The organism is Pseudomonas sp. C9D1 (assembly GCF_056491235.1).
Window position 1 is genome coordinate 4182501 of sequence record NZ_JBSZIE010000002.1, and the last position, 26501, is coordinate 4209001.

At 58.0% G+C, this 26501-nt stretch carries 23 protein-coding genes, 4 tRNA genes and 2 rRNA genes (1 of these 29 only partly in view); all 29 read left to right on the plus strand.

The window, feature by feature from the left end; translation table 11 throughout:
- A 23S ribosomal RNA gene (locus tag ACXI0U_RS27120) occupies window positions 1–1837 on the plus strand; it begins 1054 nt to the left of the window's first position.
- 131 nt (window positions 1838–1968) lie between these two features.
- Window positions 1969–2084, plus strand: a 5S ribosomal RNA gene (gene rrf, locus ACXI0U_RS27125).
- Between the two features lie 187 nt (window positions 2085–2271).
- Window positions 2272–3228: a bifunctional biotin--[acetyl-CoA-carboxylase] ligase/biotin operon repressor BirA gene (gene birA / locus ACXI0U_RS27130; RefSeq protein ID WP_431483285.1), complete on the plus strand. Its 957-nt coding sequence runs from the start codon at window positions 2272–2274 to the stop codon at window positions 3226–3228.
- A complete protein-coding gene (locus ACXI0U_RS27135) occupies window positions 3218–3967 on the plus strand; it encodes a pantothenate kinase (protein ID WP_431483286.1) in 750 nt (249 codons plus the stop codon). Before birA ends, ACXI0U_RS27135 begins: the two co-directional genes overlap by 11 nt.
- Window positions 3968–3975: 8 nt before the next feature.
- A complete protein-coding gene (locus tag ACXI0U_RS27140; protein WP_021217515.1) occupies window positions 3976–4659 on the plus strand; it encodes an SPOR domain-containing protein in 684 nt (227 codons plus the stop codon).
- Between the two features lie 143 nt (window positions 4660–4802).
- A tRNA-Tyr gene (locus ACXI0U_RS27145) sits at window positions 4803–4887 on the plus strand.
- A gap of 25 nt (window positions 4888–4912) precedes the next feature.
- Window positions 4913–4986: transfer RNA gene (locus tag ACXI0U_RS27150), tRNA-Gly, on the plus strand.
- A gap of 26 nt (window positions 4987–5012) precedes the next feature.
- Window positions 5013–5088 (plus strand) — tRNA-Thr (locus ACXI0U_RS27155).
- An 85-nt stretch (window positions 5089–5173) separates the two neighbouring features.
- A complete protein-coding gene (gene tuf, locus ACXI0U_RS27160; RefSeq protein ID WP_184492125.1) occupies window positions 5174–6367 on the plus strand; it encodes an elongation factor Tu in 1194 nt (397 codons plus the stop codon).
- Between the two features lie 53 nt (window positions 6368–6420).
- A tRNA-Trp gene (locus ACXI0U_RS27165) sits at window positions 6421–6496 on the plus strand.
- 46 nt (window positions 6497–6542) lie between these two features.
- Window positions 6543–6911, plus strand: a complete 369-nt coding sequence (gene secE / locus ACXI0U_RS27170) for a preprotein translocase subunit SecE (protein WP_021217006.1) — start codon at window positions 6543–6545, stop codon at window positions 6909–6911.
- Between the two features lie 9 nt (window positions 6912–6920).
- The gene (gene nusG, locus ACXI0U_RS27175; RefSeq protein WP_031286913.1) at window positions 6921–7454 is read left to right on the plus strand and encodes a transcription termination/antitermination protein NusG; all 534 of its coding nucleotides are present in this window, start codon (window positions 6921–6923) and stop codon (window positions 7452–7454) included.
- Window positions 7455–7571: 117 nt separating this feature from the next.
- Window positions 7572–8003, plus strand: a complete 432-nt coding sequence (rplK, locus tag ACXI0U_RS27180; RefSeq protein ID WP_021217008.1) for a 50S ribosomal protein L11 — start codon at window positions 7572–7574, stop codon at window positions 8001–8003.
- Entirely contained in the window at window positions 8004–8699 is a 696-nt protein-coding gene (rplA, locus tag ACXI0U_RS27185) for a 50S ribosomal protein L1 (RefSeq protein ID WP_374979713.1), read from the plus strand.
- A 211-nt stretch (window positions 8700–8910) separates the two neighbouring features.
- On the plus strand, window positions 8911–9411 hold the full coding sequence (gene rplJ / locus ACXI0U_RS27190; RefSeq protein WP_021217010.1) for a 50S ribosomal protein L10: 501 nt from the start codon (window positions 8911–8913) through the stop codon (window positions 9409–9411).
- Window positions 9412–9493: 82 nt separating this feature from the next.
- On the plus strand, window positions 9494–9862 hold the full coding sequence (gene rplL / locus ACXI0U_RS27195; RefSeq protein WP_021217011.1) for a 50S ribosomal protein L7/L12: 369 nt from the start codon (window positions 9494–9496) through the stop codon (window positions 9860–9862).
- Between the two features lie 217 nt (window positions 9863–10079).
- Window positions 10080–14153 carry a DNA-directed RNA polymerase subunit beta gene (gene rpoB / locus ACXI0U_RS27200; RefSeq protein WP_271659837.1) on the plus strand — a complete coding sequence of 1358 codons (4074 nt, stop codon included), beginning with the start codon at window positions 10080–10082 and terminating at the stop codon, window positions 14151–14153.
- Between the two features lie 66 nt (window positions 14154–14219).
- A complete protein-coding gene (gene rpoC / locus ACXI0U_RS27205) occupies window positions 14220–18419 on the plus strand; it encodes a DNA-directed RNA polymerase subunit beta' (RefSeq protein ID WP_021217013.1) in 4200 nt (1399 codons plus the stop codon).
- A 155-nt stretch (window positions 18420–18574) separates the two neighbouring features.
- A complete protein-coding gene (rpsL, locus tag ACXI0U_RS27210) occupies window positions 18575–18946 on the plus strand; it encodes a 30S ribosomal protein S12 (RefSeq protein ID WP_021217014.1) in 372 nt (123 codons plus the stop codon).
- Between the two features lie 110 nt (window positions 18947–19056).
- Entirely contained in the window at window positions 19057–19527 is a 471-nt protein-coding gene (gene rpsG / locus ACXI0U_RS27215) for a 30S ribosomal protein S7 (protein ID WP_021217015.1), read from the plus strand.
- A 30-nt stretch (window positions 19528–19557) separates the two neighbouring features.
- Window positions 19558–21705, plus strand: a complete 2148-nt coding sequence (gene fusA / locus ACXI0U_RS27220) for an elongation factor G (RefSeq protein WP_271659838.1) — start codon at window positions 19558–19560, stop codon at window positions 21703–21705.
- 30 nt (window positions 21706–21735) lie between these two features.
- The gene (tuf, locus tag ACXI0U_RS27225; protein WP_184492125.1) at window positions 21736–22929 is read left to right on the plus strand and encodes an elongation factor Tu; all 1194 of its coding nucleotides are present in this window, start codon (window positions 21736–21738) and stop codon (window positions 22927–22929) included.
- Window positions 22930–23083: 154 nt separating this feature from the next.
- Window positions 23084–23395, plus strand: a complete 312-nt coding sequence (rpsJ, locus tag ACXI0U_RS27230) for a 30S ribosomal protein S10 (protein WP_003243886.1) — start codon at window positions 23084–23086, stop codon at window positions 23393–23395.
- 85 nt (window positions 23396–23480) lie between these two features.
- Window positions 23481–24116, plus strand: coding sequence for a 50S ribosomal protein L3 (gene rplC, locus ACXI0U_RS27235; protein WP_021219591.1), 636 nt, complete (start codon window positions 23481–23483; stop codon window positions 24114–24116).
- 14 nt (window positions 24117–24130) lie between these two features.
- Window positions 24131–24733, plus strand: coding sequence for a 50S ribosomal protein L4 (rplD, locus tag ACXI0U_RS27240; protein WP_021219592.1), 603 nt, complete (start codon window positions 24131–24133; stop codon window positions 24731–24733).
- Window positions 24730–25029 carry a 50S ribosomal protein L23 gene (rplW, locus tag ACXI0U_RS27245; protein WP_021219593.1) on the plus strand — a complete coding sequence of 100 codons (300 nt, stop codon included), beginning with the start codon at window positions 24730–24732 and terminating at the stop codon, window positions 25027–25029. The genes rplD and rplW overlap by 4 nt, the downstream gene beginning before the upstream one ends.
- A gap of 11 nt (window positions 25030–25040) precedes the next feature.
- Window positions 25041–25862, plus strand: a complete 822-nt coding sequence (gene rplB / locus ACXI0U_RS27250; protein ID WP_031287737.1) for a 50S ribosomal protein L2 — start codon at window positions 25041–25043, stop codon at window positions 25860–25862.
- Between the two features lie 14 nt (window positions 25863–25876).
- Window positions 25877–26152, plus strand: a complete 276-nt coding sequence (gene rpsS / locus ACXI0U_RS27255) for a 30S ribosomal protein S19 (protein WP_016490535.1) — start codon at window positions 25877–25879, stop codon at window positions 26150–26152.
- Window positions 26153–26165: 13 nt separating this feature from the next.
- The gene (rplV, locus tag ACXI0U_RS27260; RefSeq protein ID WP_007161246.1) at window positions 26166–26498 is read left to right on the plus strand and encodes a 50S ribosomal protein L22; all 333 of its coding nucleotides are present in this window, start codon (window positions 26166–26168) and stop codon (window positions 26496–26498) included.
- The last annotated feature ends 3 nt before the right edge of the window (window positions 26499–26501 follow it).

Sequence of the window (26501 nt, forward strand, 5' to 3'; positions counted from 1 at the left end):
CTTAGAAGCAGCCACCCTTTAAAGAAAGCGTAATAGCTCACTAGTCGAGTCGGCCTGCGCGGAAGATGTAACGGGGCTCAAACCATACACCGAAGCTACGGGTATCACGTAAGTGATGCGGTAGAGGAGCGTTCTGTAAGCCTGTGAAGGTGAGTTGAGAAGCTTGCTGGAGGTATCAGAAGTGCGAATGCTGACATGAGTAACGACAATGCGAGTGAAAAACTCGCACGCCGAAAGACCAAGGGTTCCTGCGCAACGTTAATCGACGCAGGGTTAGTCGGTCCCTAAGGCGAGGCTGAAGAGCGTAGTCGATGGGAAACAGGTTAATATTCCTGTACTTCTAGTTACTGCGATGGAGGGACGGAGAAGGCTAGGCCAGCTTGGCGTTGGTTGTCCAAGTTTAAGGTGGTAGGCAGAGTGCTTAGGTAAATCCGGGCGCTTAATGCCGAGAACTGATGACGAGTCGTCTTTTAGACGATGAAGTGGTTGATGCCATGCTTCCAGGAAAAGCTTCTAAGCTTCAGGTAACTAGGAACCGTACCCCAAACCGACACAGGTGGTTGGGTAGAGAATACCAAGGCGCTTGAGAGAACTCGGGTGAAGGAACTAGGCAAAATGGCACCGTAACTTCGGGAGAAGGTGCGCCGGTGAGGGTGAAGGACTTGCTCCGTAAGCCCATGCCGGTCGAAGATACCAGGCCGCTGCGACTGTTTATTAAAAACACAGCACTCTGCAAACACGAAAGTGGACGTATAGGGTGTGACGCCTGCCCGGTGCCGGAAGGTTAATTGATGGGGTTAGCGCAAGCGAAGCTCTTGATCGAAGCCCCGGTAAACGGCGGCCGTAACTATAACGGTCCTAAGGTAGCGAAATTCCTTGTCGGGTAAGTTCCGACCTGCACGAATGGCGTAACGATGGCGGCGCTGTCTCCACCCGAGACTCAGTGAAATTGAAATCGCTGTGAAGATGCAGTGTATCCGCGGCTGACGGAAAGACCCCGTGAACCTTTACTGTAGCTTTGCACTGGACTTTGAGCCTGCTTGTGTAGGATAGGTGGGAGGCTTTGAAGCGTGGACGCCAGTCTGCGTGGAGCCATCCTTGAAATACCACCCTGGCATGCTTGAGGTTCTAACTCTGGTCCGTTATCCGGATCGAGGACAGTGTATGGTGGGCAGTTTGACTGGGGCGGTCTCCTCCTAAAGAGTAACGGAGGAGTACGAAGGTGCGCTCAGACCGGTCGGAAATCGGTCGTAGAGTATAAAGGCAAAAGCGCGCTTGACTGCGAGACAGACACGTCGAGCAGGTACGAAAGTAGGTCTTAGTGATCCGGTGGTTCTGTATGGAAGGGCCATCGCTCAACGGATAAAAGGTACTCCGGGGATAACAGGCTGATACCGCCCAAGAGTTCATATCGACGGCGGTGTTTGGCACCTCGATGTCGGCTCATCACATCCTGGGGCTGAAGCCGGTCCCAAGGGTATGGCTGTTCGCCATTTAAAGTGGTACGCGAGCTGGGTTTAGAACGTCGTGAGACAGTTCGGTCCCTATCTGCCGTGGACGTTTGAGATTTGAGAGGGGCTGCTCCTAGTACGAGAGGACCGGAGTGGACGAACCTCTGGTGTTCCGGTTGTCACGCCAGTGGCATTGCCGGGTAGCTACGTTCGGAAGAGATAACCGCTGAAAGCATCTAAGCGGGAAACTCGCCTCAAGATGAGATCTCACTGGAGCCTTGAGCTCCCTAAAGGGCCGTCGAAGACTACGACGTTGATAGGTTGGGTGTGTAAGCGCTGTGAGGCGTTGAGCTAACCAATACTAATTGCCCGTGAGGCTTGACCATATAACACCCAAACAATCTGACGATTGTTGTTATAAGGTGAAGTCGACTTAGCCGAAAATTGGCCAGAACTTGCAAAGCCTTATCACATACCCATTCGGGGTCGCGTCCTAGACGATACCCCAACCGAATTGCTTGACGACCATAGAGCGTTGGAACCACCTGATCCCATCCCGAACTCAGTAGTGAAACGATGCATCGCCGATGGTAGTGTGGAGTTTCTCCATGTGAGAGTAGGTCATCGTCAAGCACCTATACCAAACCCCCGATCTTCGCAAGAAGGTCGGGGGTTTGACTTTGCGCGGCAGAAAAGTTGGTGCAGCGGACGTCCTGGACGCAGTCTTAGGGCTATATCGTTTCATCTCGATCGGCTCCTTTTCTATGCAATCCCTACCTGCATGGCTATGATGCCTGCCTCATTCTGAGGCGGTGCGCGCATGCTTACCTTGTTGAAACTTCTACAGGATGGCCAGTTCCATTCCGGTGAGGCCTTGGGGCGTGTACTCGGCATAAGTCGCAGTGCTATCTGGAAACAGCTGCAGCAACTCGAACTCGATTACGACCTGCCGATTCATAAGCTCCGTGGCAAAGGGTATCGGCTTGCATCACCGCTCAGCCTTCTTGATCCTCTCAAGCTGAACGATGCTGTCCCTGGTTGGGCTAAAACCGTTGTGGAGACCATCGATTCCACGAATGCAGAAGTCATGCGACGGATTGCCGCTGAAGAAGAACCTCCCTTTGCTGTTCTGGCGGAGCATCAGAGTGGCGGTCGCGGCAGGAGAGGGCGGCAGTGGGTCAGTCCTTATGGCCAGAACCTTTACTGCAGTGTCGGGTTGCGGATCGAGGGTGGGGCGCGTCAGTTGGAGGGGCTCAGCCTTGTTGTGGGGCTTGCCGTCCTTCGAGCGCTACGTGCGAAAGGGCTTTCGGGGGTTGGGCTTAAATGGCCTAACGATATTCTGGTCGGTAATCGCAAGATCGCGGGAATACTCCTTGAACTCATAGGTGATCCTGCGGATATCTGCAGTGTCATCATCGGCATTGGCATTAACGTCAACATGCGCAGTCCTGATGTGCAGATAGATCAGCCCTGGACCTCAATGCTCCTTGAGGGAGGAGAGCTGGTCGATCGGAGCGAGCTGGCTGTGAGTGTCCTGGAGCAATTGGACCTTTGCCTGGCGCAGAGTGCCTATGGCGGATTCAAGACGCTGCGCGCTGAGTGGGAGGCTGATCATCTTTGGCAAGGGCGCAGCGCCTCTCTGGTGACGGGACAGCGTCGTATCGATGGCGTGGTGTTAGGTGTAGACGATAGCGGCGCCCTACGTATGGATGTAGAGGGTGTTGAAAGTGTCTTTAGTGGTGGAGAGCTCAGTTTGAGGCTGCGTGATGATTCTTGAGCTTGATTGCGGTAACAGCTTCATCAAATGGCGCGTGATATCTAATCCCGAGGCGCGCGTTGTGGCGGGAGGCGTAGTCGGCTCGGATGAAGAGTTGCTGCAGATGCTGTCTTCATCTCCCGGGGTGGAGCTAAGTCGTTGCCGTCTTGTAAGTGTCCGTAGTGATGAAGAGACCCGGCAATTGACGGGCAAGCTCCAGCGGGCGTTCTCCATAGACTCGGTTTGTGCGGAGTCGGCGCAGGAGATGGCGGGGGTCCGTAATGGCTATGACGAATTCCAGCGTCTCGGCCTCGATCGCTGGCTTGCCGTGCTGGGCGCCTATCACTTGTCGGGGTGTGCCTGTTTGGTGCTGGATCTCGGCACTGCGGTAACTTCTGACTTCGTTACTGCGGAAGGCAGTCATCTAGGTGGCTTCATCTGTCCTGGCATGCCGCTCATGCGCAATCAGTTGCGCACACACACTCGCCGCATCCGGTATGGCGATGATGCTGCCGAACGGGCTTTGCAGAAGATGATGCCTGGACGCTCCACGGTTGAGGCCGTTGAGCGGGGCTGCCTGCTGATGCTGCAGGGGTTCGTGCAGACGCAGGTCGAGCAGGCCGAGGAGTGGTTGGGTGGGGCTTACGAGCTGTATCTAACAGGTGGAGACGCATTTATGGTCAAGGACGCGTTTCCCCAGGCAAAAGTTCTTCCGGATTTGGTGTTTGTTGGTTTGGCGATTGCCTGCCCGCTCTCTTGAGGTTAGTCATGCGCTGGATGTTTCTACTGCTCCTGGTTCTTAACCTTTTCTACTATGTCTGGCATCAGCAGCAGGCCCCTCTTCGCGCAAAGGAGGTGGAGACACTCTCCCTCTATAAGGGCGGGCAGCAAGACATTCGCTTGTTGAGTGAGTCGAAGGATGCAAGGCCTCGGCGCGAAGAGCTTCCTGGCTCTCCTGCTTCTGCTCCGGAGACCGCATGCCTTTTCTTGGGAAGTTTCGAGCAAGAAGCTCAGGCCAAGGAGGTTGAGCAGCGGCTCATTGCGCTGGATATCCAGAGCAAGGTGCAAGAGGTCGATGCGGCGGCAGGGGTCGATTATTGGGTATATCTCGCTCCCCTTGCTTCCCGGCAGGCCTCCTTGCGCCAGCTGAAGGAGCTCCAGGCTCGGAAAATTGATAGCTATATAATCAGCCAGGGTGACCTGCAGAATGGGATTTCACTCGGGATTTTCCCGCGAATGGATTCCGCCGAGAGCGTAATGGCTCGTTTGAAGGACGCAGGGTACGAGCCTGCAATGCGCGAATTGTCACGCTCGCATCGAGATTTCTGGGTCAGAATCGCCCCGGAAAGCAGGCGCCTTGCGGATGACGCGTTGCTCGGTGAGCTGGCTCGGGACTTCGGTGGATTGCAGCATAAAATAATGCCGTGCGAAAACGTTGCATCCTCTAGATAGTTTGAATAGAATGGCGCCCGCTTCGCAGGCAGGCTGAAAAAGTGGAACTGCGAAGCTGCTGTCAGAGTTAGCTAACCTCAAGATTTAAATGAGAAAAAGCTTGACAGCAGGGTGGCAGAAGTTGAAAATGCCGCCTCCCAAATGGAGGGATTCCCGAGCGGCCAAAGGGATCAGACTGTAAATCTGACGTCATAGACTTCGAAGGTTCGAATCCTTCTCCCTCCACCAGATTCAAGCGTGAGCGACAGGCTCCGCGGGTATAGTTCAGTGGTAGAACCTCAGCCTTCCAAGCTGATGATGCGGGTTCGATTCCCGCTACCCGCTCCAAGTTTGGCGTTTGTGCAATGTGTTTGGCTCATGTAGCTCAGCTGGTAGAGCACACCCTTGGTAAGGGTGAGGTCAGCGGTTCGATTCCGCTCATGAGCTCCATCTCAACAAAGGCAGATATGTAAATATCTGCCTTTGTTTTAATGGTGGCGTGACTCGCTCAACTCTTTGATGGGAGACGTTCTCGATGGCTAAAGAAAAATTTGAACGTAACAAACCGCACGTCAACGTTGGCACCATTGGTCACGTTGACCATGGCAAAACCACTCTGACCGCTGCTCTGACCAAAGTCTGCTCCGAGACCTGGGGTGGTTCTGCTCGTGCGTTCGATCAGATCGACAACGCGCCGGAAGAGAAAGCTCGCGGTATCACCATCAACACCTCCCACGTTGAGTACGACTCGGCGATCCGTCACTACGCTCACGTTGACTGCCCTGGTCACGCTGACTATGTGAAGAACATGATCACCGGTGCTGCTCAGATGGACGGCGCGATCCTGGTTTGCTCCGCTGCTGACGGCCCCATGCCGCAGACCCGCGAGCACATCCTGCTGTCCCGTCAGGTAGGCGTTCCTTACATTGTCGTGTTCCTGAACAAGGCCGACATGGTTGACGACGCCGAGCTGCTGGAGCTGGTCGAAATGGAAGTTCGCGATCTGCTGAACACCTACGACTTCCCGGGCGACGACACTCCGATCGTTATCGGTTCCGCGCTGATGGCGCTGGAAGGCAAGGACGACAACGAAATCGGCGTTTCCGCTGTTCGTAAGCTGGTAGAGACTCTGGATACCTACATTCCGGAGCCGGTTCGTGCCATCGACCAGCCGTTCCTGATGCCGATCGAAGACGTGTTCTCCATCTCCGGCCGCGGTACCGTGGTTACCGGTCGTGTTGAGCGCGGCATCGTCAAGGTCCAGGAAGAAGTGGAAATTGTTGGTATCCGTGATACCTCCAAAACCATCTGCACCGGCGTTGAAATGTTCCGCAAGCTGCTCGACGAAGGTCGTGCTGGTGAGAACGTTGGTATCCTGCTGCGCGGCACCAAGCGTGACGACGTAGAGCGTGGTCAGGTTCTGGCCAAGCCGGGCACCATCAAGCCGCACACCAAGTTCGAGTGCGAAGTGTACGTACTGTCCAAAGAAGAAGGTGGTCGTCACACCCCGTTCTTCAAAGGCTACCGTCCGCAGTTCTACTTCCGCACCACCGACGTTACCGGTAACTGCGAGCTGCCGGAAGGCGTGGAAATGGTAATGCCGGGCGACAACATCAAGATGGTTGTCACCCTGATCGCTCCGATCGCCATGGAAGACGGTCTGCGTTTCGCGATTCGCGAAGGCGGCCGTACCGTTGGTGCCGGCGTGGTTGCCAAGATCTTCGAGTAATCGATTGATCTAATTCCGTCAGGCCGGCATAATGGTCGGCCTGACTTCGTTACAGGCCAGTAGCTCAATTGGCAGAGCGGCGGTCTCCAAAACCGCAGGTTGGGGGTTCGATTCCCTCCTGGCCTGCCAAATTTCCAGCAAGGAAGTTTGGCAAATATTCACAAGGTCCTAGCTGATGAATGCCAAGGCTGAAGCCAAAGAAACACGCTTCGACGTTCTGAAGTGGATCGTTGTGGCTGCAATTGTCGCGGTGGGCGTGGTTGGTAATCAGTATTTCTCTGCTGAGCCGATCATTTATCGCGTTCTCGTTTTGCTGGTTCTTGGTGCGGGTGCTGCATTTGTAGCGCTGCAGACTGCGAAGGGGCAAGCATTCTTTGTTTTGGCTAAAGAGGCCCGTGCGGAGATCCGCAAGGTCGTCTGGCCGACTCGTCAGGAAACCACGCAGACCACGTTGATTGTCGTGGCTGTTGTTCTGGTAATGGCGCTGCTGCTGTGGGGTCTTGATTCCCTGCTCGGTTGGCTCGTTTCGATGATTGTAGGTTAAGGGTGCGCCGTGGCTAAGCGTTGGTACGTTGTGCATGCCTACTCGGGTTATGAAAAGCACGTAATGCGGTCGCTGGTCGAGCGCGTGAAGCTTGCCGGCATGGAAGATGGTTTTGGTGAGATTCTCGTCCCCACTGAAGAAGTGGTTGAGATGCGGAACGGCCAGAAGCGTAAAAGTGAGCGCAAATTCTTCCCTGGTTATGTGCTGGTTCAGATGGAGATGAACGAGGGTACTTGGCACTTGGTCAAGGATACTCCTCGCGTCATGGGCTTCATCGGTGGTACTGCCGACAAGCCTGCTCCGATTACTGATAAAGAGGCCGAGGCTATCCTGCGTCGCGTTGCGGACAGCGGTGACAAGCCCAAGCCCAAGACCTTGTTCGAGCCGGGCGAAACGGTTCGTGTCATTGATGGTCCGTTTGCGGACTTCAATGGTGTCGTTGAGGAAGTTAACTACGAGAAGAGCCGGATTCATGTTGCCGTGCTCATCTTTGGCCGCTCCACGCCGGTGGAGCTGGAGTTCAGCCAGGTCGAAAAGGCATAGCTGAAATACGCATCCCATACCCCGCAGCCATCGGTTGCGGGGTTTTGTCGTCACTGGGATAAACGCGAAAGCAAACGGGGAGCCTCAAGGCGTTCGAACCCGCAATTGGAGTTATAGATGGCTAAGAAGATTCAGGCTTATATCAAGCTGCAAGTGAAGGCTGCTCAAGCCAACCCGTCCCCGCCCGTCGGCCCGGCTCTGGGTCAGCACGGCGTGAACATCATGGAATTCTGCAAGGCGTTCAACGCCAAGACTCAGGGCATGGAGCCCGGTCTGCCGACTCCCGTGATCATCACTGTGTACAGCGACCGCAGCTTCACTTTTGAAACCAAAAGCACCCCGGCTTCCGTGCTGCTGAAGAAAGCGGCTGGCATCACCAGCGGCTCTCCGCGCCCGAACAGCCAGAAAGTCGGCACCGTTACCCGTGCTCAGCTGGAAGATATCGCCAAGGCTAAACAGGCTGATCTGACTGCAGCTGACCTGGATGCGGCCGTGCGTACCATCGCCGGCTCCGCTCGTAGCATGGGCCTGAACGTGGAGGGTGTGTAAATGGCTAAGCTGACCAAGCGCCAGAAGGCTATCGCTGAGAAAATCGAAGCCGGCAAGCAATACGGTTTCGAAGACGCTGCCAAACTGCTGGCTGAGCTGTCGACCATCAAGTTCAAAGAGTCCGTTGATATCTCTATCAACCTGGGCGTTGACCCGCGTAAATCCGACCAGGTCGTGCGTGGCGCTACCGTGCTGCCGAACGGCACCGGCAGAAGCGTTCGCGTTGCCGTGTTCACCCAGGGTCCGGGCGCTGAAGCTGCCCTGGCTGCCGGCGCTGATCGCGTAGGCATGGATGAACTGGCTGCTGAAATGAAAGGCGGCGACCTGAGCTACGACGTCGTCATCGCTTCCCCGGACGCGATGCGTGTAGTCGGTCAGCTGGGCCAGATCCTCGGCCCGCGCGGCCTGATGCCCAACCCGAAGGTCGGTACCGTTACCCCTGACGTGGCCACTGCCGTTAAGAACGCCAAGGCTGGTCAGGTTCGTTTCCGTACCGACAAGAACGGCATCATTCACGCCTCCGTTGGCAAGATCGATTTCGAGCCGGCCAAGCTGAAGCAGAACGTCGAAGCCCTGCTGGTTGACCTGAAGCGCCTGAAGCCGTCCACCTCCAAAGGTGTCTACGTTCAGCGCGTGACCCTGAGCACCACCATGGGCCCGGGTCTGCAGATCGATCAGGCTTCCCTGGAAGCCTAAAGAATGAAAGTCGCAGCGAGTTCGCTCGCTGCGCAGGTATTGGGGTCCCTGCCTGGCGGGGGCTATCCAAGACCGTAGGCGGTGAAAGCCTCAAACCGGGAAGCGATTCCCGAGCCTACGCAGATGGTGCTCCCGATTCGTTTACCGAATCAGACACCAAAACGCCGTCCGGCCTCGGCTGGACGAACCGGTAACATCCAGGAGTGAACCCGTGGCAATTAAACTCGAAGACAAGAAGGCCATCGTCGCTGAAGTCAACGAGGCTGCCAAAGCTGCCCTCTCCGCTGTCGTGGCTGATGCCCGTGGCGTGACTGTGGGAGCCATGACCGGACTCCGTAAAGAGGCCCGCGAGGCTGGTGTGTACGTGAAAGTCGTGCGTAACACCCTGGCTCGTCGCGCCGTTGAAGGTACTTCTTTCGAAGTCCTCGGCGACGTGTTCAAAGGCCCGACCCTGATCGCATTTTCCAATGAACATCCGGGCGCTGCCGCTCGTATCTTCAAGGAATTCTCGAAGGGTCAGGACAAGTTCGAGATCAAGGCTGCCGCGTTCGAAGGCAAGCTGATTGCAGCTAACCAGATCGACGTACTGGCAACCCTGCCGACCTACGACGAGGCCGTATCGCAGCTGATGAGCGTGATTCAAGGCGCTACCAGCAAGCTGGCTCGTACTCTGGCGGCAATTCGCGACCAGAAGGAAAGCGCTGCTGCCTGATCCAGGCGCACTGCTTCTTCTACGTAAACTCGTTTAATCCGATGGCCACCAAAGGCCGTCCATCAATACAGGAATTAGAGTCATGGCTCTGACCAACGAAGACATCATCAACGCCGTATCCGAAATGTCCGTGATGCAAGTTGTTGAACTGATCAAGGCGATGGAAGAGAAGTTCGGTGTGACCGCTGCTGCCGCCGTTGCTGCTGGCCCGGCTGTTGCCGCTGCTGCTGCTGAAGAGCAAACCGAGTTCAACATCGTTCTGACCGAAGCCGGCGAGAAGAAAGTGAACGTCATCAAAGTCGTTCGCGAACTGACCGGTCTGGGTCTGAAAGAAGCCAAAGCAGTTGTTGACGGCGCCCCGGGCGTGGTCAAAGAAGGCGCTTCGAAAGAAGAAGCCGAAGCTGCCAAAAAGGCTCTGGAAGAAGCTGGCGCCAAAGTCGAGCTCAAGTAAGCGACGACTTTGCGTCTACAGCCCGAGCGACTCGCGCGAGGCTGATGGCTGGTGGCTTATGCCACCGGCCTTTTTCCGTTCTAGATGGTTGGCGCATGCCCTGTCCAGGACGTGAAAAACCACCCGAGAGGTGGCGCAAACCAAGGGGTTTGCACGATTTTCTGGCTACTCCCGTCGGGGGAGCCAAACAAGCAGGTGACCAAGCTGGGGAACGCTGATGGCTTACTCATACACTGAGAAAAAACGTATCCGCAAAGACTTTAGCAAGTTGCCGGACGTCATGGATGTACCCTACCTCCTGGCCATCCAGCTGGATTCGTACCGCGAATTCCTGCAGGCAGGCGCGAGCAAGGACCAGTTTCGTGATATCGGCCTGCACGCGGCCTTCAAGTCTGTATTCCCGATTATCAGCTATTCCGGTAACGCCGCTCTGGAATACGTCGGCTATCGCCTGGGCGAGCCGGCTTTCGATGTCAAGGAATGCGTGCTGCGCGGCGTAACTTTCGCCGTGCCGCTGCGAGTGAAAGTCCGTCTGATCATCTTCGACAAAGAGTCGTCGAACAAAGCGATCAAGGACATCAAGGAGCAGGAAGTCTACATGGGGGAAATCCCCCTGATGACCGAGAACGGTACCTTCATCATCAACGGTACCGAACGCGTCATCGTCTCCCAGCTGCACCGTTCGCCGGGCGTGTTCTTCGATCACGACCGCGGTAAGACCCACAGCTCGGGCAAGCTGCTGTACTCCGCTCGTATCATCCCTTACCGCGGCTCCTGGCTGGACTTCGAGTTCGACCCGAAGGACTGCGTGTTCGTGCGGATCGACCGTCGCCGCAAGCTGCCGGCTTCGGTACTGCTGCGCGCGCTCGGCTACAGCACCGAAGAAGTGCTCGACGCCTTCTATGCGACCAACGTTTTCCACGTCAGAGGTGAAAACCTTAACCTGGAGCTCGTTCCTCAGCGTCTGCGTGGCGAGATCGCCGTGTTCGACATCAAGGACGAGAGCGGCAAGGTCATCGTCGAGCAGGGCCGCCGTATCACTGCACGCCACATCAACCAGCTGGAAAAGGCCGGTATCAAGGAGCTGGAAGTCCCCTTGGACTACCTCCTGGGCCGCACTACCGCCAAGGTAATCGTGCATCCGGCTACCGGCGAAATCATCGCCGAGTGCAACACCGAGCTGACCACCGACATCCTGGTGAAAGTCGCCAAGGCGCAGGTCGTCCGCATCGAGACCCTGTACACCAACGACATCGACTGCGGTCCGTTCATCTCCGATACGCTGAAGATCGACTCCACCGGCAACCAACTGGAAGCCCTGGTAGAGATCTACCGCATGATGCGTCCCGGTGAGCCGCCGACCAAGGAAGCTGCCGAGACCCTGTTCAACAACCTGTTCTTCAGCGCAGAGCGTTACGACCTGTCCGCCGTGGGCCGCATGAAGTTCAACCGTCGTATCGGTCGTACCGAGATCGAAGGTTCGGGCGTGTTGAGCAAGGAAGATATCGTCGAAGTCCTCAAGACTCTCGTCGACATCCGTAACGGCAAAGGCATCGTCGACGACATCGACCACCTGGGTAACCGCCGTGTGCGTTGCGTTGGCGAAATGGCCGAAAACCAGTTCCGCGTTGGTCTGGTGCGCGTAGAGCGCGCGGTCAAAGAGCGTCTGTCGATGGCCGAAAGCGAAGGCCTGATGCCGCAGGACCTGATCAACGCCAAGCCAGTGGCTGCCGCGATCAAGGAGTTCTTCGGTTCCAGCCAGCTTTCCCAGTTCATGGACCAGAACAACCCGCTCTCCGAGATCACCCACAAGCGCCGCGTCTCCGCACTCGGCCCAGGTGGTCTGACCCGCGAGCGCGCTGGCTTCGAAGTCCGCGACGTACACCCGACCCACTACGGTCGCGTGTGCCCGATCGAGACCCCTGAAGGTCCGAACATCGGTCTGATCAACTCCCTGGCAACCTATGCCCGCACCAACCAGTACGGCTTCCTGGAAAGCCCGTATCGCGTTGTGAAAGGCACCCAGGTGACCGACGAGATCGTCTTCCTCTCCGCTATCGAAGAGGCCGACCACGTCATCGCCCAGGCATCGGCAACGATGAACGAGAAAGGTCAGCTGGTCGACGAGCTGGTTGCCGTACGTCACCTGAACGAATTCACCGTCAAGGCGCCGGAAGACGTCACCCTGATGGACGTATCGCCGAAGCAGGTCGTATCCGTCGCTGCCTCGCTGATTCCGTTCCTCGAGCACGACGACGCCAACCGTGCACTCATGGGCTCGAACATGCAGCGTCAGGCCGTGCCGACCCTGCGTGCCGACAAGCCCCTGGTCGGTACCGGCATGGAGCGCAACGTCGCCCGTGACTCCGGCGTCTGCGTCGTGGCGCGTCGCGGTGGCGTGATCGACTCCGTCGATGCCAGCCGTATCGTTGTTCGCGTCAATGATGACGAAGTCGAAACCGGTGAAGCCGGCGTCGACATCTACAACCTGACCAAGTACACCCGTTCCAACCAGAACACCTGCATCAACCAGCGCCCGCTGGTGCAGAAAGGTGATCAGGTTTCGCGCAGCGACATCCTCGCCGACGGCCCGTCCACCGACATGGGTGAGCTGGCTCTCGGTCAGAACATGCGCGTCGCGTTCATGCCCTGGAACGGTTTCAACTTCGAAGACTCCATCTGCCTCTCCGAGCGTGTGGTCCAGGAAGATCGCTTCACCACCATCCACATCCAGGAACTGACCTGTGTGGCGCGTGACACGAAGCTCGGCCCAGAAGAAATCACTGCCGACATCCCTAACGTGGGTGAAGCGGCACTGAACAAGCTGGACGAAGCGGGCATCGTGTACGTAGGTGCCGAAGTTGGCGCTGGCGACATCCTGGTTGGCAAGGTCACTCCGAAAGGCGAGACCCAGCTGACTCCGGAAGAGAAGCTGCTGCGTGCGATCTTCGGTGAGAAGGCTTCCGACGTTAAGGACACCTCCCTGCGCGTGCCGACCGGCACCAAGGGCACTGTCATCGACGTGCAGGTCTTCACCCGTGACGGCGTTGAGCGTGACAGCCGTGCGCTGGCCATCGAGAAGATGCAGCTCGACGAGATCCGCAAGGACCTCAACGAAGAGTTCCGTATCGTCGAAGGTGCAACCTTCGAGCGCCTGCGTTCCGCCCTGGTTGGTGCCAAGGCTGAAGGTGGTGCTGGCCTGAAGAAGGGCGCCGAGATCGATCACGGCTTCCTTGACGGCCTCGAGCATGGTCAGTGGTTCAAGCTGCGCATGTCCGATGACGCGCTGAACGAGCAGCTGGAGAAGGCCCAGGCCTACCTCTCCGACCGCCGTCAGCTGCTCGACGACAAGTTCGAAGACAAGAAGCGCAAGCTGCAGCAGGGCGATGACCTGGCTCCGGGCGTACTGAAGATCGTCAAGGTCTACCTGGCCATCAAGCGTCGCATCCAGCCGGGCGACAAGATGGCGGGCCGCCACGGTAACAAGGGTGTGGTCTCCGTGATCATGCCGGTCGAAGACATGCCGCACGATGCCAATGGCACTCCGGTGGACATCGTCCTCAACCCGCTGGGCGTACCGTCGCGTATGAACGTGGGCCAGATCCTCGAAACCCACCTCGGCCTCGCGGCCAAGGGCCTGGGTGAGAAGATCAACCGCATGCTCGAAGAGCAGCGCAAGGTCGCTGAACTGCGCAAGTTCCTCCATGAGATCTACAACGAGATCGGTGGCCGTCAGGAAAATCTGGACGAACTGGGCGACCAGGAAATCCTCGACCTGGCGAAGAACCTGCGTGCCGGCGTGCCCATGGCGACCCCGGTGTTCGACGGTGCCAAGGAGCGCGAGATCAAGGCCATGCTGAAGCTGGCCGATCTGCCGGAAAGCGGCCAGATGCGCCTGTTCGACGGTCGTACCGGTAACATGTTCGAGCGCCCGACCACCGTCGGCTACATGTACATGCTCAAACTGAACCACCTGGTCGACGACAAGATGCACGCACGTTCCACCGGCTCCTACAGCCTGGTTACCCAGCAGCCGCTGGGTGGTAAGGCGCAGTTCGGTGGCCAGCGTTTCGGGGAGATGGAGGTCTGGGCGCTGGAAGCCTATGGCGCCGCCTACACCCTGCAGGAAATGCTGACCGTGAAGTCGGACGACGTGAACGGCCGTACCAAGATGTACAAAAACATCGTGGACGGGGATCACCGCATGGAGGCCGGCATGCCCGAGTCCTTCAACGTGTTGATCAAAGAGATCCGCTCGCTCGGCATCGACATCGAACTGGAAACCGAATAACACGAGACGCCCACACGCTGCGGCTGGTCAAGGCCGGTCGCAGCGGGTCCGTGAGGAGGAAAGGCCTTGAAAGACTTGCTGAATCTGTTGAAAAACCAGGGTCAAATCGAAGAGTTCGATGCCATCCGTATTGGCCTGGCCTCGCCCGAGATGATCCGCTCCTGGTCCTTCGGTGAAGTGAAGAAGCCGGAGACCATCAACTACCGTACCTTCAAGCCGGAGCGCGATGGCCTGTTCTGCGCCAAGATCTTCGGCCCGGTGAAGGACTACGAGTGCCTGTGCGGTAAGTACAAGCGCCTGAAGCACCGCGGTGTGATCTGCGAGAAGTGCGGCGTCGAAGTCGCCCTGGCCAAGGTGCGCCGCGAGCGCATGGGCCACATCGAGCTGGCTTCGCCAGTCGCCCACATCTGGTTCCTGAAGTCCCTGCCGTCCCGTATCGGCCTGCTGCTGGACATGACCCTGCGTGACATCGAGCGCGTGCTCTATTTCGAGAGCTACGTGGTGATCGATCCGGGTATGACCACCCTCGAGAAGGGCCAGCTGCTGAACGACGAGCAGTACTTCGAATCCCTTGAAGAGTTCGGTGACGACTTCGACGCCCGCATGGGTGCCGAGGCTGTTCGCGAGCTGCTGAACGCCATCGACCTGGAGCACGAGATCGGTCGCCTGCGTGAAGAGATTCCGCAGACCAACTCGGAAACCAAGATCAAGAAGCTGTCCAAGCGCCTGAAGCTGATGGAAGCCTTCCAGGGCTCCGGCAACCATCCCGAGTGGATGGTGCTGACCGTCCTGCCGGTGCTGCCGCCGGACCTGCGTCCGCTGGTTCCGCTGGATGGCGGTCGTTTCGCGACTTCGGACCTGAACGATCTGTACCGTCGCGTCATCAACCGTAACAACCGTCTGAAGCGCCTGCTCGACCTGGCTGCTCCGGACATCATCGTGCGCAACGAAAAGCGCATGCTGCAGGAAGCTGTCGACGCCCTGCTGGACAACGGCCGTCGTGGCCGTGCCATCACCGGCTCGAACAAGCGCCCGCTGAAATCCCTGGCCGACATGATCAAGGGTAAGCAAGGTCGCTTCCGTCAGAACCTGCTCGGTAAGCGCGTGGACTACTCCGGTCGTTCCGTGATCACTGTGGGCCCGACCCTGCGCCTGCACCAGTGCGGCCTGCCGAAGAAGATGGCCCTCGAGCTGTTCAAGCCGTTCATTTTCGGCAAGCTCGAAGCCCGTGGCATGGCCACCACCATCAAGGCGGCCAAGAAGATGGTCGAGCGCGAACTGCCCGAGGTCTGGGACGTTCTCGCTGAAGTCATCCGCGAACACCCCGTGCTGCTCAACCGCGCACCGACCCTCCACCGTCTGGGTATCCAGGCGTTCGAGCCGGTGCTCATCGAAGGCAAGGCTATCCAGCTGCACCCGCTGGTCTGCGCGGCGTACAACGCCGACTTCGACGGTGACCAGATGGCCGTTCACGTCCCGCTGACCCTCGAGGCCCAGTTGGAAGCGCGCGCGCTGATGATGTCCACCAACAACATCCTGTCCCCCGCCAACGGCGAGCCGATCATCGTGCCGTCGCAGGACGTGGTACTGGGTCTGTACTACATGACCCGTGAAGCGGTGAACGCCAAGGGCGAAGGTCGCGTATTCGCTGACCTGCAGGAAGTCGACCGCGTATTCCGCGCTGGCGAAGCGTCCCTGCACGCCCGCGTGAAGGTCCGTATCAACGAGACCGTGAACGACCGCGACGGCTCCGTCACCAAGAACACCCGCATCGTCGACACCACTGTCGGCCGCGCGCTGCTGTTCCAGGTGGTTCCGGCCGGCCTGTCGTTCGACGTGGTCAACCAGCCGATGAAGAAGAAGGCGATCTCCAAGCTGATCAACCAGTGCTATCGCGTGGTTGGCCTGAAGGACACCGTCATCTTCGCCGACCAGCTGATGTACACCGGTTTTGCCTACTCCACCATTTCCGGCGTCTCGATCGGTGTGAACGACTTCGTCATCCCGGATGAGAAGGCCCGAATCATCGACGCGGCCACCGAGGAAGTGAAAGAGATCGAATCCCAGTACGCCTCCGGCCTGGTTACCCAGGGCGAGAAGTACAACAAGGTGATCGACCTCTGGTCCAAGGCGAACGACGAAGTGTCCAAGGCGATGATGGCCAACCTCTCGAAAGAGAAAGTGGTCGATCGCGAAGGCAAGGAAGTCGATCAGGAGTCCTTCAACTCCATGTACATGATGGCTGACTCCGGTGCGCGGGGCTCCGCGGCCCAGATCCGTCAGCTCGCCGGTATGCGCGGCCTGATGGCCAAGCCGGACGGCTCCATCATCGAAACCCCCATCACCGCGAACTTCCGTGAAGGCCTGAACGTACTCCAGTACTTCATTTCCACTCACGGTGCTCGTAAAGGTCTGGCGGATACCGCACTGAAGACCGCGAACTCCGGTTACCTGACCCGTCGTCTCGTCGACGTGGCCCAGGACCTGGTAGTGACCGAGATCGACTGCGGCACCGAACAGGGCCTGCTGATGACTCCGCACATCGAAGGCGGCGACGTGGTCGAGCCTCTGGGTGAGCGCGTACTGGGTCGAGTGATCGCCCGTGACGTGTTCAAGCCGGGTTCGGACGAAGTCATCGTCCCGGCCGGTACCCTGGTCGACGAACAGTGGGTCGAGTTCATCGAGCGTGCCAGCATCGACGAAGTGATCGTGCGTTCGCCGATCAGCTGCGAAACCCGCTACGGCATCTGCGCCAAGTGCTACGGTCGCGACTTGGCTCGTGGTCACCAGGTGAACATCGGTGAAGCGGTCGGCGTAATTGCCGCCCAGTCCATCGGTGAGCCGGGTACCCAGCTGACCATGCGTACCTTCCACATCGGTGGTGCGGCCAGCCGTACTTCCGCAGCCGACAACGTCCAGGTCAAGAACGGCGGTACCATCCGCCTGCACAACCTGAAGCACGTCGAGAACCTCAACGGTCACCTGGTTGCCGTTTCCCGTTCCGGCGAGCTGGCCATTGCCGATGATTTCGGTCGTGAGCGTGAGCGCTACAAGCTGCCCTATGGTGCTGTCATCAGCGTCAAGGAAGGTGACAAGGTCGACCCGGGCGCCATCGTCGCCAAGTGGGACCCGCACACCCACCCCATCGTGACCGAAATGAAGGGTACCGTTACCTTCGTCGGCATGGAGGAGGGCATCACCATCAAGCGTCAGACCGACGAACTGACCGGCCTGACCAACATCGAAGTCCTGGATCCGAAAGATCGTCCGGCGGCTGGCAAGGACATCCGTCCGGCCGTGAAGCTGGTCGACGCCAATGGCAAGGAGCTGCTGCTGCCGGGTACCGATGTACCTGCCCAGTACTTCCTGCCGGCGAACGCCCTGGTAGGCGTTGCTGACGGTGCTCAAGTGGGCGTGGGTGACGTTATCGCCCGTATCCCGCAAGAGACTTCGAAGACCCGCGACATCACCGGTGGTCTGCCGCGTGTTGCCGACCTGTTCGAAGCGCGTCGTCCGAAAGAGCCGTCGATCCTGGCGGAAATCAGCGGCACGATCTCCTTCGGTAAAGAGACCAAGGGCAAGCGTCGCCTGGTCATCACTCCGACCGACGGTTCCGATCCGTACGAAGAGCTGATTCCGAAGTGGCGCCACCTGAACGTATTCGAAGGCGAACAGGTAAACCGCGGCGAAGTAATCTCGGACGGCCCGAGCAACCCGCACGACATCCTGCGTCTGCTGGGTGTCAGCGCTCTGGCCAAGTACATCGTCAACGAGATCCAGGACGTGTATCGCCTGCAGGGCGTGAAGATCAACGACAAGCACATCGAGACCATCCTGCGTCAGATGCTGCGTAAGGTCGAGATCGCCGAGTCGGGTGACTCCAGCTTCATCAAGGGCGACCAGATGGAACTGACCCAGGTACTGGAAGAGAACGAACGTCTGGCGACCGAAGATCGCTTCATCGCCAAGTTCGAGCGCGTCCTGCTGGGTATCACCAAGGCATCGCTGTCGACCGAGTCGTTCATCTCCGCAGCGTCCTTCCAGGAAACCACCCGCGTCCTCACCGAGGCGGCGGTTACTGGCAAGCGCGACTACCTGCGTGGCCTGAAGGAGAACGTTGTAGTGGGTCGTCTGATCCCGGCCGGTACCGGCCTGGCCTACCACAGCGAGCGCAAGCGTCAACGCGAAGCCGGCAAGCCGGTCCGTGTCAGCGCGAGCGAAGTGGAAGCGGCGCTGACCGAAGCGCTGAACTCCAGCGGCAATTGAGTGCAAAGCCCCGGGCGACCCGTGTCGCCCGGGGCTTTGTCTTGACTGGGGGAATTAGTCTCTTTAGACTCATGCACCCCTAAATTTGGCAGGGCAAGCGCCCTGCCATTTTGCTTTAGGGCAATAGCGTCGAAAGACAACAGTGGAGCTTATAGATGGCAACTATCAACCAGCTGGTACGTCAGCCGCGCAAGCGTATCGTCGAAAAATCCGACGTTCCTGCGCTGCAGAACTGCCCGCAACGTCGTGGCGTGTGCACTCGCGTGTACACCACTACGCCGAAAAAACCGAACTCCGCACTCCGTAAGGTTTGCCGTGTTCGTCTGACCAACGGTTTTGAAGTCACCTCCTACATCGGTGGTGAAGGTCACAACCTGCAAGAGCACAGCGTAGTGCTGATCCGTGGCGGTCGTGTAAAAGACCTTCCCGGTGTTCGCTACCACACCGTTCGCGGTTCTCTGGACACCACCGGTGTCAAAGACCGTAAGCAGGGCCGTTCGAAGTACGGTACCAAGCGTCCGAAGTAATTCGGTTCGCTCACTGATTTTCAATTTTATTGAGTCGATAAGAGTAAGGTCGGACGTAACCGAATGGTTATGGTTCCGGGCTAACCTGAAGACCGTTTGAGGGCTTATCAATGCCAAGACGTCGTGTAGCAGCCAAGCGTGAGATCCTGGACGATCCGAAATACGGAAGCCAGATCCTCGCCAAGTTCATGAACCACGTGATGGAAAGCGGCAAGAAGGCCGTAGCCGAGCGCATCGTTTACGGTGCTCTGGATACCGTCAAAACCCGCAAGAACACCGATCCCCTGGAGATCTTCGAGAAAGCTCTCGACGCCATCGCTCCGCTGGTCGAAGTGAAGTCCCGCCGTGTAGGCGGTGCTACTTACCAGGTTCCGGTCGAAGTTCGCCCGTCCCGTCGCAATGCGCTGGCCATGCGCTGGCTCGTTGACTCCGCCCGCAAGCGTGGCGAGAAGTCCATGGCCCTGCGTCTCGCTGGCGAGCTGCTGGATGCCTTTGAAGGCAAAGGCGCTGCTGTCAAGAAGCGTGAAGACGTACACCGTATGGCTGAGGCCAACAAAGCGTTCTCGCACTACCGCTTCTAATAACGGCATCTATTCTTCTGCGAGGGCTTTATGGCTCGTAATACAGCAATCAACCGCTACCGGAACATTGGTATCTGTGCCCACGTTGACGCGGGCAAGACCACCACGACCGAGCGGATCCTGTTCTACACCGGTCTCAGCCACAAGATGGGTGAAGTACACGACGGCGCTGCTACCACCGACTGGATGGTGCAGGAGCAGGAGCGTGGTATCACCATCACTTCCGCTGCGATTACTACCTTCTGGGAAGGTTCGCGCGGTCAGTACGACAAGTACCGCGTAAACGTCATCGACACCCCCGGCCACGTAGACTTCACCATTGAAGTTGAGCGCTCCCTGCGCGTACTGGACGGTGCCGTCGTGGTGTTCTGCGGCACTTCCGGTGTTGAACCTCAGTCCGAAACCGTATGGCGTCAGGCCAACAAGTACGGTGTTCCGCGTATCGTCTACGTGAACAAGATGGACCGCGCCGGCGCCAACTTCCTGCGCGTCGTCGGTCAGATCAAGAACCGTCTGGGTCACACCCCGGTTCCGGTTCAGCTGGCCATCGGTGCAGAAGATGACTTCCAAGGGCAGGTCGACCTGCTGAAGATGAAGGCCATCTACTGGAACGAAGACGACAAGGGCACCTCCTACCGCGAGGAAGAGATTCCTGCGGATCTGGTTGAGCTGGCCAACGAGTGGCGCAACAACATGGTCGAGGCTGCTGCCGAGGCCAACGAAGAGCTGATGAACAAGTACCTGGAAGAGGGTGAGCTGTCGATCGAAGAGATCAAGGCCGGCCTGCGTCAGCGTACTATCGCCTGCGAAATCGTTCCTGCTGTCTGCGGCTCCTCCTTCAAGAACAAGGGCGTGCCCCTGGTTCTCGATGCCGTCATCGACTTCCTGCCTGCTCCGACCGAGATTCCGGCGATCAAGGGTATCCATCCTGATCTGGCCGACACTCCGAAGGAAGATGTCACCGCAGAGCAGTACGACGAGCGTCATGCTGATGACGCTGCTCCGTTCTCGGCGCTGGCGTTCAAGATCGCTACCGACCCGTTCGTTGGTACCCTGACCTTCGTTCGCGTTTATTCGGGCGTTCTGGAGTCCGGCCAGTCGGTCGTCAACTCCGTGAAAGGCAAGAAAGAGCGCGTTGGTCGTATGGTGCAGATGCACGCCAACCAGCGTGACGAGATCAAAGAAGTGCGCGCTGGCGACATCGCCGCTCTGATCGGCATGAAGGACGTCACCACCGGTGACACCCTGTGCGACATCGAGAAGCCGATCATCCTCGAGCGTATGGACTTCCCGGAGCCTGTTATTTCGGTGGCTGTTGAGCCGAAGACCAAGGCTGACCAGGAGAAGATGGGTATCGCCCTCGGCAAACTGGCCCAGGAAGACCCGTCGTTCCGCGTCAAGACCGACGAAGAAACCGGCCAGACCATCATCTCCGGTATGGGTGAGCTGCACCTGGACATCCTCGTCGATCGCATGAAGCGCGAGTTCGGCGTCGAGGCCAACATCGGCAAGCCGCAGGTTTCCTACCGTGAAACCATCACCAAGGACAACGTCGAGATCGAAGGCAAGTTCGTTCGTCAGTCCGGTGGTCGCGGTCAGTTCGGTCATTGCTGGATCCGTTTCTCGGCTGCCGATGTGGACGAGAAAGGCAACATCACCGAAGGTCTGGTGTTCACCAACGAAGTCGTTGGCGGTGTGGTTCCGAAGGAATACATCCCGGCGATCCAGAAGGGCATCGAAGAGCAGATGAAGAACGGCGTCGTTGCCGGCTATCCGCTCATCGGCCTGAAGGCCTCCGTGTTCGATGGTTCGTACCACGACGTCGACTCCAACGAGATGGCGTTCAAGATCGCTGCCTCCATGGCGACCAAGCAGCTGGCCCAGAAGGGCGGCGGTAAAGTGCTTGAGCCGATCATGCGGGTAGAGGTGGTAACTCCTGAAGACTACATGGGTGACGTGATGGGTGACCTGAACCGTCGTCGTGGTCTGATTCAGGGGATGGAAGACAGCGTTTCCGGTAAGGTAATTCGTGCCGAGGTTCCGCTGGGCGAGATGTTCGGTTATGCGACCGACGTACGTTCCATGTCCCAGGGTCGCGCGAGCTACTCCATGGAATTCTCCAAATACGCCGAAGCTCCGTCGAATGTCGTCGAAGCCCTGGTTAAAAAACAAGGTTGATTCAGCCCTTTAAGTAAGAGGTTTACTGTCGTGGCTAAAGAAAAATTTGAACGTAACAAACCGCACGTCAACGTTGGCACCATTGGTCACGTTGACCATGGCAAAACCACTCTGACCGCTGCTCTGACCAAAGTCTGCTCCGAGACCTGGGGTGGTTCTGCTCGTGCGTTCGACCAGATCGACAACGCGCCGGAAGAGAAGGCTCGCGGTATCACCATCAACACCTCCCACGTTGAGTACGACTCGGCGATCCGTCACTACGCTCACGTTGACTGCCCTGGTCACGCTGACTATGTGAAGAACATGATCACCGGTGCTGCTCAGATGGACGGCGCGATCCTGGTTTGCTCCGCTGCTGACGGCCCCATGCCGCAGACCCGCGAGCACATCCTGCTGTCCCGTCAGGTAGGCGTTCCTTACATCGTCGTGTTCCTGAACAAGGCCGACATGGTTGACGACGCCGAGCTGCTGGAACTGGTCGAAATGGAAGTTCGCGATCTGCTGAACACCTACGACTTCCCGGGCGACGACACTCCGATCGTTATCGGTTCCGCGCTGATGGCGCTGGAAGGCAAAGACGACAACGAAATCGGCGTTTCCGCTGTTCGCAAGCTGGTAGAGACTCTGGATACCTACATTCCGGAGCCGGTTCGTGCCATTGACCAGCCGTTCCTGATGCCGATCGAAGACGTGTTCTCCATCTCGGGCCGCGGTACCGTGGTTACCGGTCGTGTTGAGCGCGGCATCGTCAAGGTCCAGGAAGAAGTGGAAATTGTTGGTATCCGTGATACCTCCAAAACCATCTGCACCGGCGTTGAAATGTTCCGCAAGCTGCTCGACGAAGGTCGTGCTGGTGAGAACGTTGGTATCCTGCTGCGCGGCACCAAGCGTGACGACGTAGAGCGTGGTCAGGTTCTGGCCAAGCCGGGCACCATCAAGCCGCACACCAAGTTCGAGTGCGAAGTGTACGTACTGTCCAAAGAAGAAGGTGGTCGTCACACCCCGTTCTTCAAGGGCTACCGTCCGCAGTTCTACTTCCGCACCACCGACGTTACCGGTAACTGCGAGCTGCCGGAAGGCGTGGAAATGGTAATGCCGGGCGACAACATCAAGATGGTTGTCACCCTGATCGCTCCGATCGCCATGGAAGACGGTCTGCGTTTCGCGATTCGCGAAGGCGGCCGTACCGTTGGTGCCGGCGTGGTTGCCAAGATCTTCGAGTAATCGAAGATCCTGTTGAGGAAAGGGGCCCTTCGGGGCCCCTTTTCTTTTGGTTGGTCAAAAGTTGACACCTTTCCGGAGCATCCGTACAATCACGCCTCCTTTTAACGGGCGTAGTCCGTCCGTTGGGGAAGCAGAGATAGAGTCTGAGGTCAAAATGCAAAACCAACAAATCCGTATTCGGTTGAAGGCTTTTGACCATCGCCTGATCGATCAATCCACCCAGGAAATCGTGGAAACCGCGAAACGTACTGGTGCTCAGGTGCGTGGTCCGATTCCTCTGCCTACTCGCAAAGAGCGGTACACCGTTCTGATTTCTCCGCACGTCAACAAAGACGCGCGCGATCAGTACGAAATTCGTACCCACAAGCGTGTTCTGGACATCGTCCAGCCGACGGATAAAACCGTCGATGCGCTGATGAAGCTCGACCTTGCGGCAGGCGTGGAAGTGCAGATCAGCCTCGGCTAATAACCTTCGGGTTCTTAGTCGTGTAACGCTCTGAAATGGGCGGCCATAGCGGGTGAAAGCCCCGTACACTCATGAGGTTTACAACATGACTATTGGTGTAGTCGGTCGTAAGTGCGGCATGACCCGCATTTTCACCGAAGAAGGTGTCTCCATTCCGGTTACGGTCATTGAGATCGAGCCGAATCGCGTCACCCAGTTCAAAACTGAAGAAAGCGATGGCTATCGTGCAGTGCAAGTCACTGTCGGTGAGCGTCGTGCTTCGCGCGTGACCGCCGCTCAGGCTGGTCATTTCGCCAAGGCAAACGTTGCCGCTGGCCGCAGTGTCTGGGAATTCCGTCTCGAAGACGGCGAATACCAGGCTGGCGATCAGATCACTGCCGAAGTTTTCCAGGCTGGTCAGCTGGTCGACGTTACCGGTCAGTCGAAAGGTAAAGGCTACGCCGGTACCATCAAGCGCTGGAATTTCCGTGGTCAAGACAATACCCACGGTAACTCCGTTTCCCACCGCGCCCCGGGCTCCATTGGCCAGTGCCAGACTCCTGGTCGTGTCTTCAAGGGCAAGAAAATGTCCGGTCATCTGGGCGCTGAGCGCGTGACCGTGCAGTCCCTGGAAGTTGTGCGTGTCGATGCAGAACGTAATCTGCTGCTGGTTAAAGGTGCCGTTCCCGGCGCTACCGGCGGTGATGTCGTTGTGCGTCCGGCTGCCAAGGCTCGCGGTTAAGAGGGGAAGCTGAGATGCAATTGAATGTAAATGGCGCTCAAGCTATCGAAGTTGATGAGCGCACTTTTGGCGGCGAGTTCAACGAGACCCTGGTTCACCAGGCTGTCGTCGCCTACATGGCTGGTGGTCGTCAGGGCACTCGTGCTCAGAAGACCCGTTCCGAAGTGTCCGGTGGCGGCAAGAAGCCCTGGCGTCAGAAGGGCACCGGTCGTGCCCGTGCTGGCACCATCCGCAGCCCCATCTGGCGTTCCGGTGGTACCACTTTTGCTGCCAAGCCGCAGGACCACTCCCAGAAGCTCAACAAGAAGATGTATCGCGCAGCTCTGCGCTCCATCCTCTCCGAGCTGGTTCGTCAGGACCGTCTGATCGTGGTTGCCGACTTCGCAGTTGAAGCGCCGAAAACCAAGGATCTGCTGGGCAAGCTGAATGGCCTGGGTCTGACTGACGTCCTCATCGTTTCCGATGATGTCGATCAGAACCTGTACCTGGCTGCTCGCAACCTGCCGCATGTTGATGTTCGTGACGTGCAAGGTTCCGACCCGGTAAGCCTGATCGCCTACGACAAGGTGTTGATCACCGTGTCCGCCGTGAAGAAATTCGAGGAGCTGCTGGGATGAACCAGGAACGCGTATTCAAAGTGCTGGTTGGTCCGCACATCTCCGAGAAGGCTACCGTCCTGGCGGATGGCAAAAGCCAATTCGTTTTCAAGGTTGCCACTGATGCAACCAAGCTGGAAATCAAGAAGGCCGTAGAAAGCCTGTTCAGCGTGAAGGTAGAAGCTGTCCGCACTGTCAACGTACAGGGCAAGACCAAGCGTACCGCTCGCGGCCTGGGCAAGCGCAACGACTGGAAAAAGGCGTACATCGCCCTCCAGCCGGGCCAAGATCTCGATTTCGCCAGCAGCGCTGAGTAAAGGGGTGCATCATGGCAATCGTTAAATGCAAACCGACTTCCGCAGGCCGCCGTTTCGTGGTCAAGGTTGTCAACCAAGAGCTGCACAAGGGCGCCCCCTACGCACCGCTGGTTGAGAAAAAGTCGAAGTCCGGTGGTCGTAACAACAACGGCCGCATCACCACTCGCCACATCGGCGGTGGTCACAAGCAGCACTATCGTCTGGTCGACTTCCGTCGCAACAAGGATGGCATTCCTGCCACCGTTGAGCGCATCGAATACGATCCGAACCGTACTGCTCACATCGCTCTGCTGAAGTATGCCGACGGCGAACGTCGCTACATCATCGCGCCGAAAGGCGTGAGCGCTGGCGACCAGCTGATCTCTGGTGCTCACGCGCCGATCAAGCCGGGCAACAGCCTGCAGCTGCGTAACATCCCGGTTGGTAGCACCGTTCACGGTGTTGAGCTGAAGCCGGGTAAAGGTGCTCAGATCGCTCGTTCCGCTGGCGCTTCGGCTCAGCTGGTCGCTCGTGAAGGTGCCTATGTAACCCTGCGTCTTCGCTCCGGCGAAATGCGCAAAGTACTGGCTGAGTGCCGTGCGACCCTGGGCGAAGTCTCGAACTCCGAGCACAGCCTGCGTTCGCTGGGTAAAGCTGGTGCCAAGCGCTGGCGTGGCGTTCGCCCGACCGTTCGTGGTGTTGCCATGAACCCGGTCGACCACCCGCATGGTGGTGGTGAAGGTCGTACCTCTGGTGGTCGTCATCCGGTGTCTCCGTGGGGCTTCCCGACCAAGGGCGCGAAGACCCGTGCGAACAAACGCACCGACAATATGATTGTCCGTCGCCGTAAATAATCGAGGATACGACAGTGCCGCGTTCTCTGAAAAAAGGTCCTTTTATCGATCTTCACCTACTGAAGAAGATCGAAGTAGCGGTAGAAAAGAACGATCGCAAGCCGGTGAAAACCTGGTCGCGCCGTTCCATCGTTCTGCCGCAGATGGTTGGTCTGACCATCGCTGTACACAATGGCCGTCAACATGTACCCGTTCTCGTGAACGAAGACATGGTCGGTCACAAACTGGGCGAGTTCGCCGCTACCCGCACCTATCGCGGGCATGCAGCTGACAAGAAAGCCAAGCGTTAAGGGGTAAGGAACGATGGAAGTAGCCGCTAAGCTGTCGGGCGCTCGAATCTCCGCCCAGAAAGCCCGCTTGGTCGCCGACCAGATCCGCGGGAAGAAGGTGGGCGAAGCGCTCAACCTGTTGACCTTCAGCAGCAAAAAAGCCGCTGAGATCATGAAGAAAGTGCTCGAATCGGCCGTGGCCAACGCCGAGCACAACGAAGGCGCAGACGTGGACGATCTCAAGGTCTCCACCGTTTTCGTCAACGAAGGGCGTTCGCTGAAGCGCATCATGCCGCGTGCCAAAGGCCGCGCTGATCGCATCGTCAAGCGGTCTTGCCATATCACTGTCAAGGTTGCGGACAAGTAACGG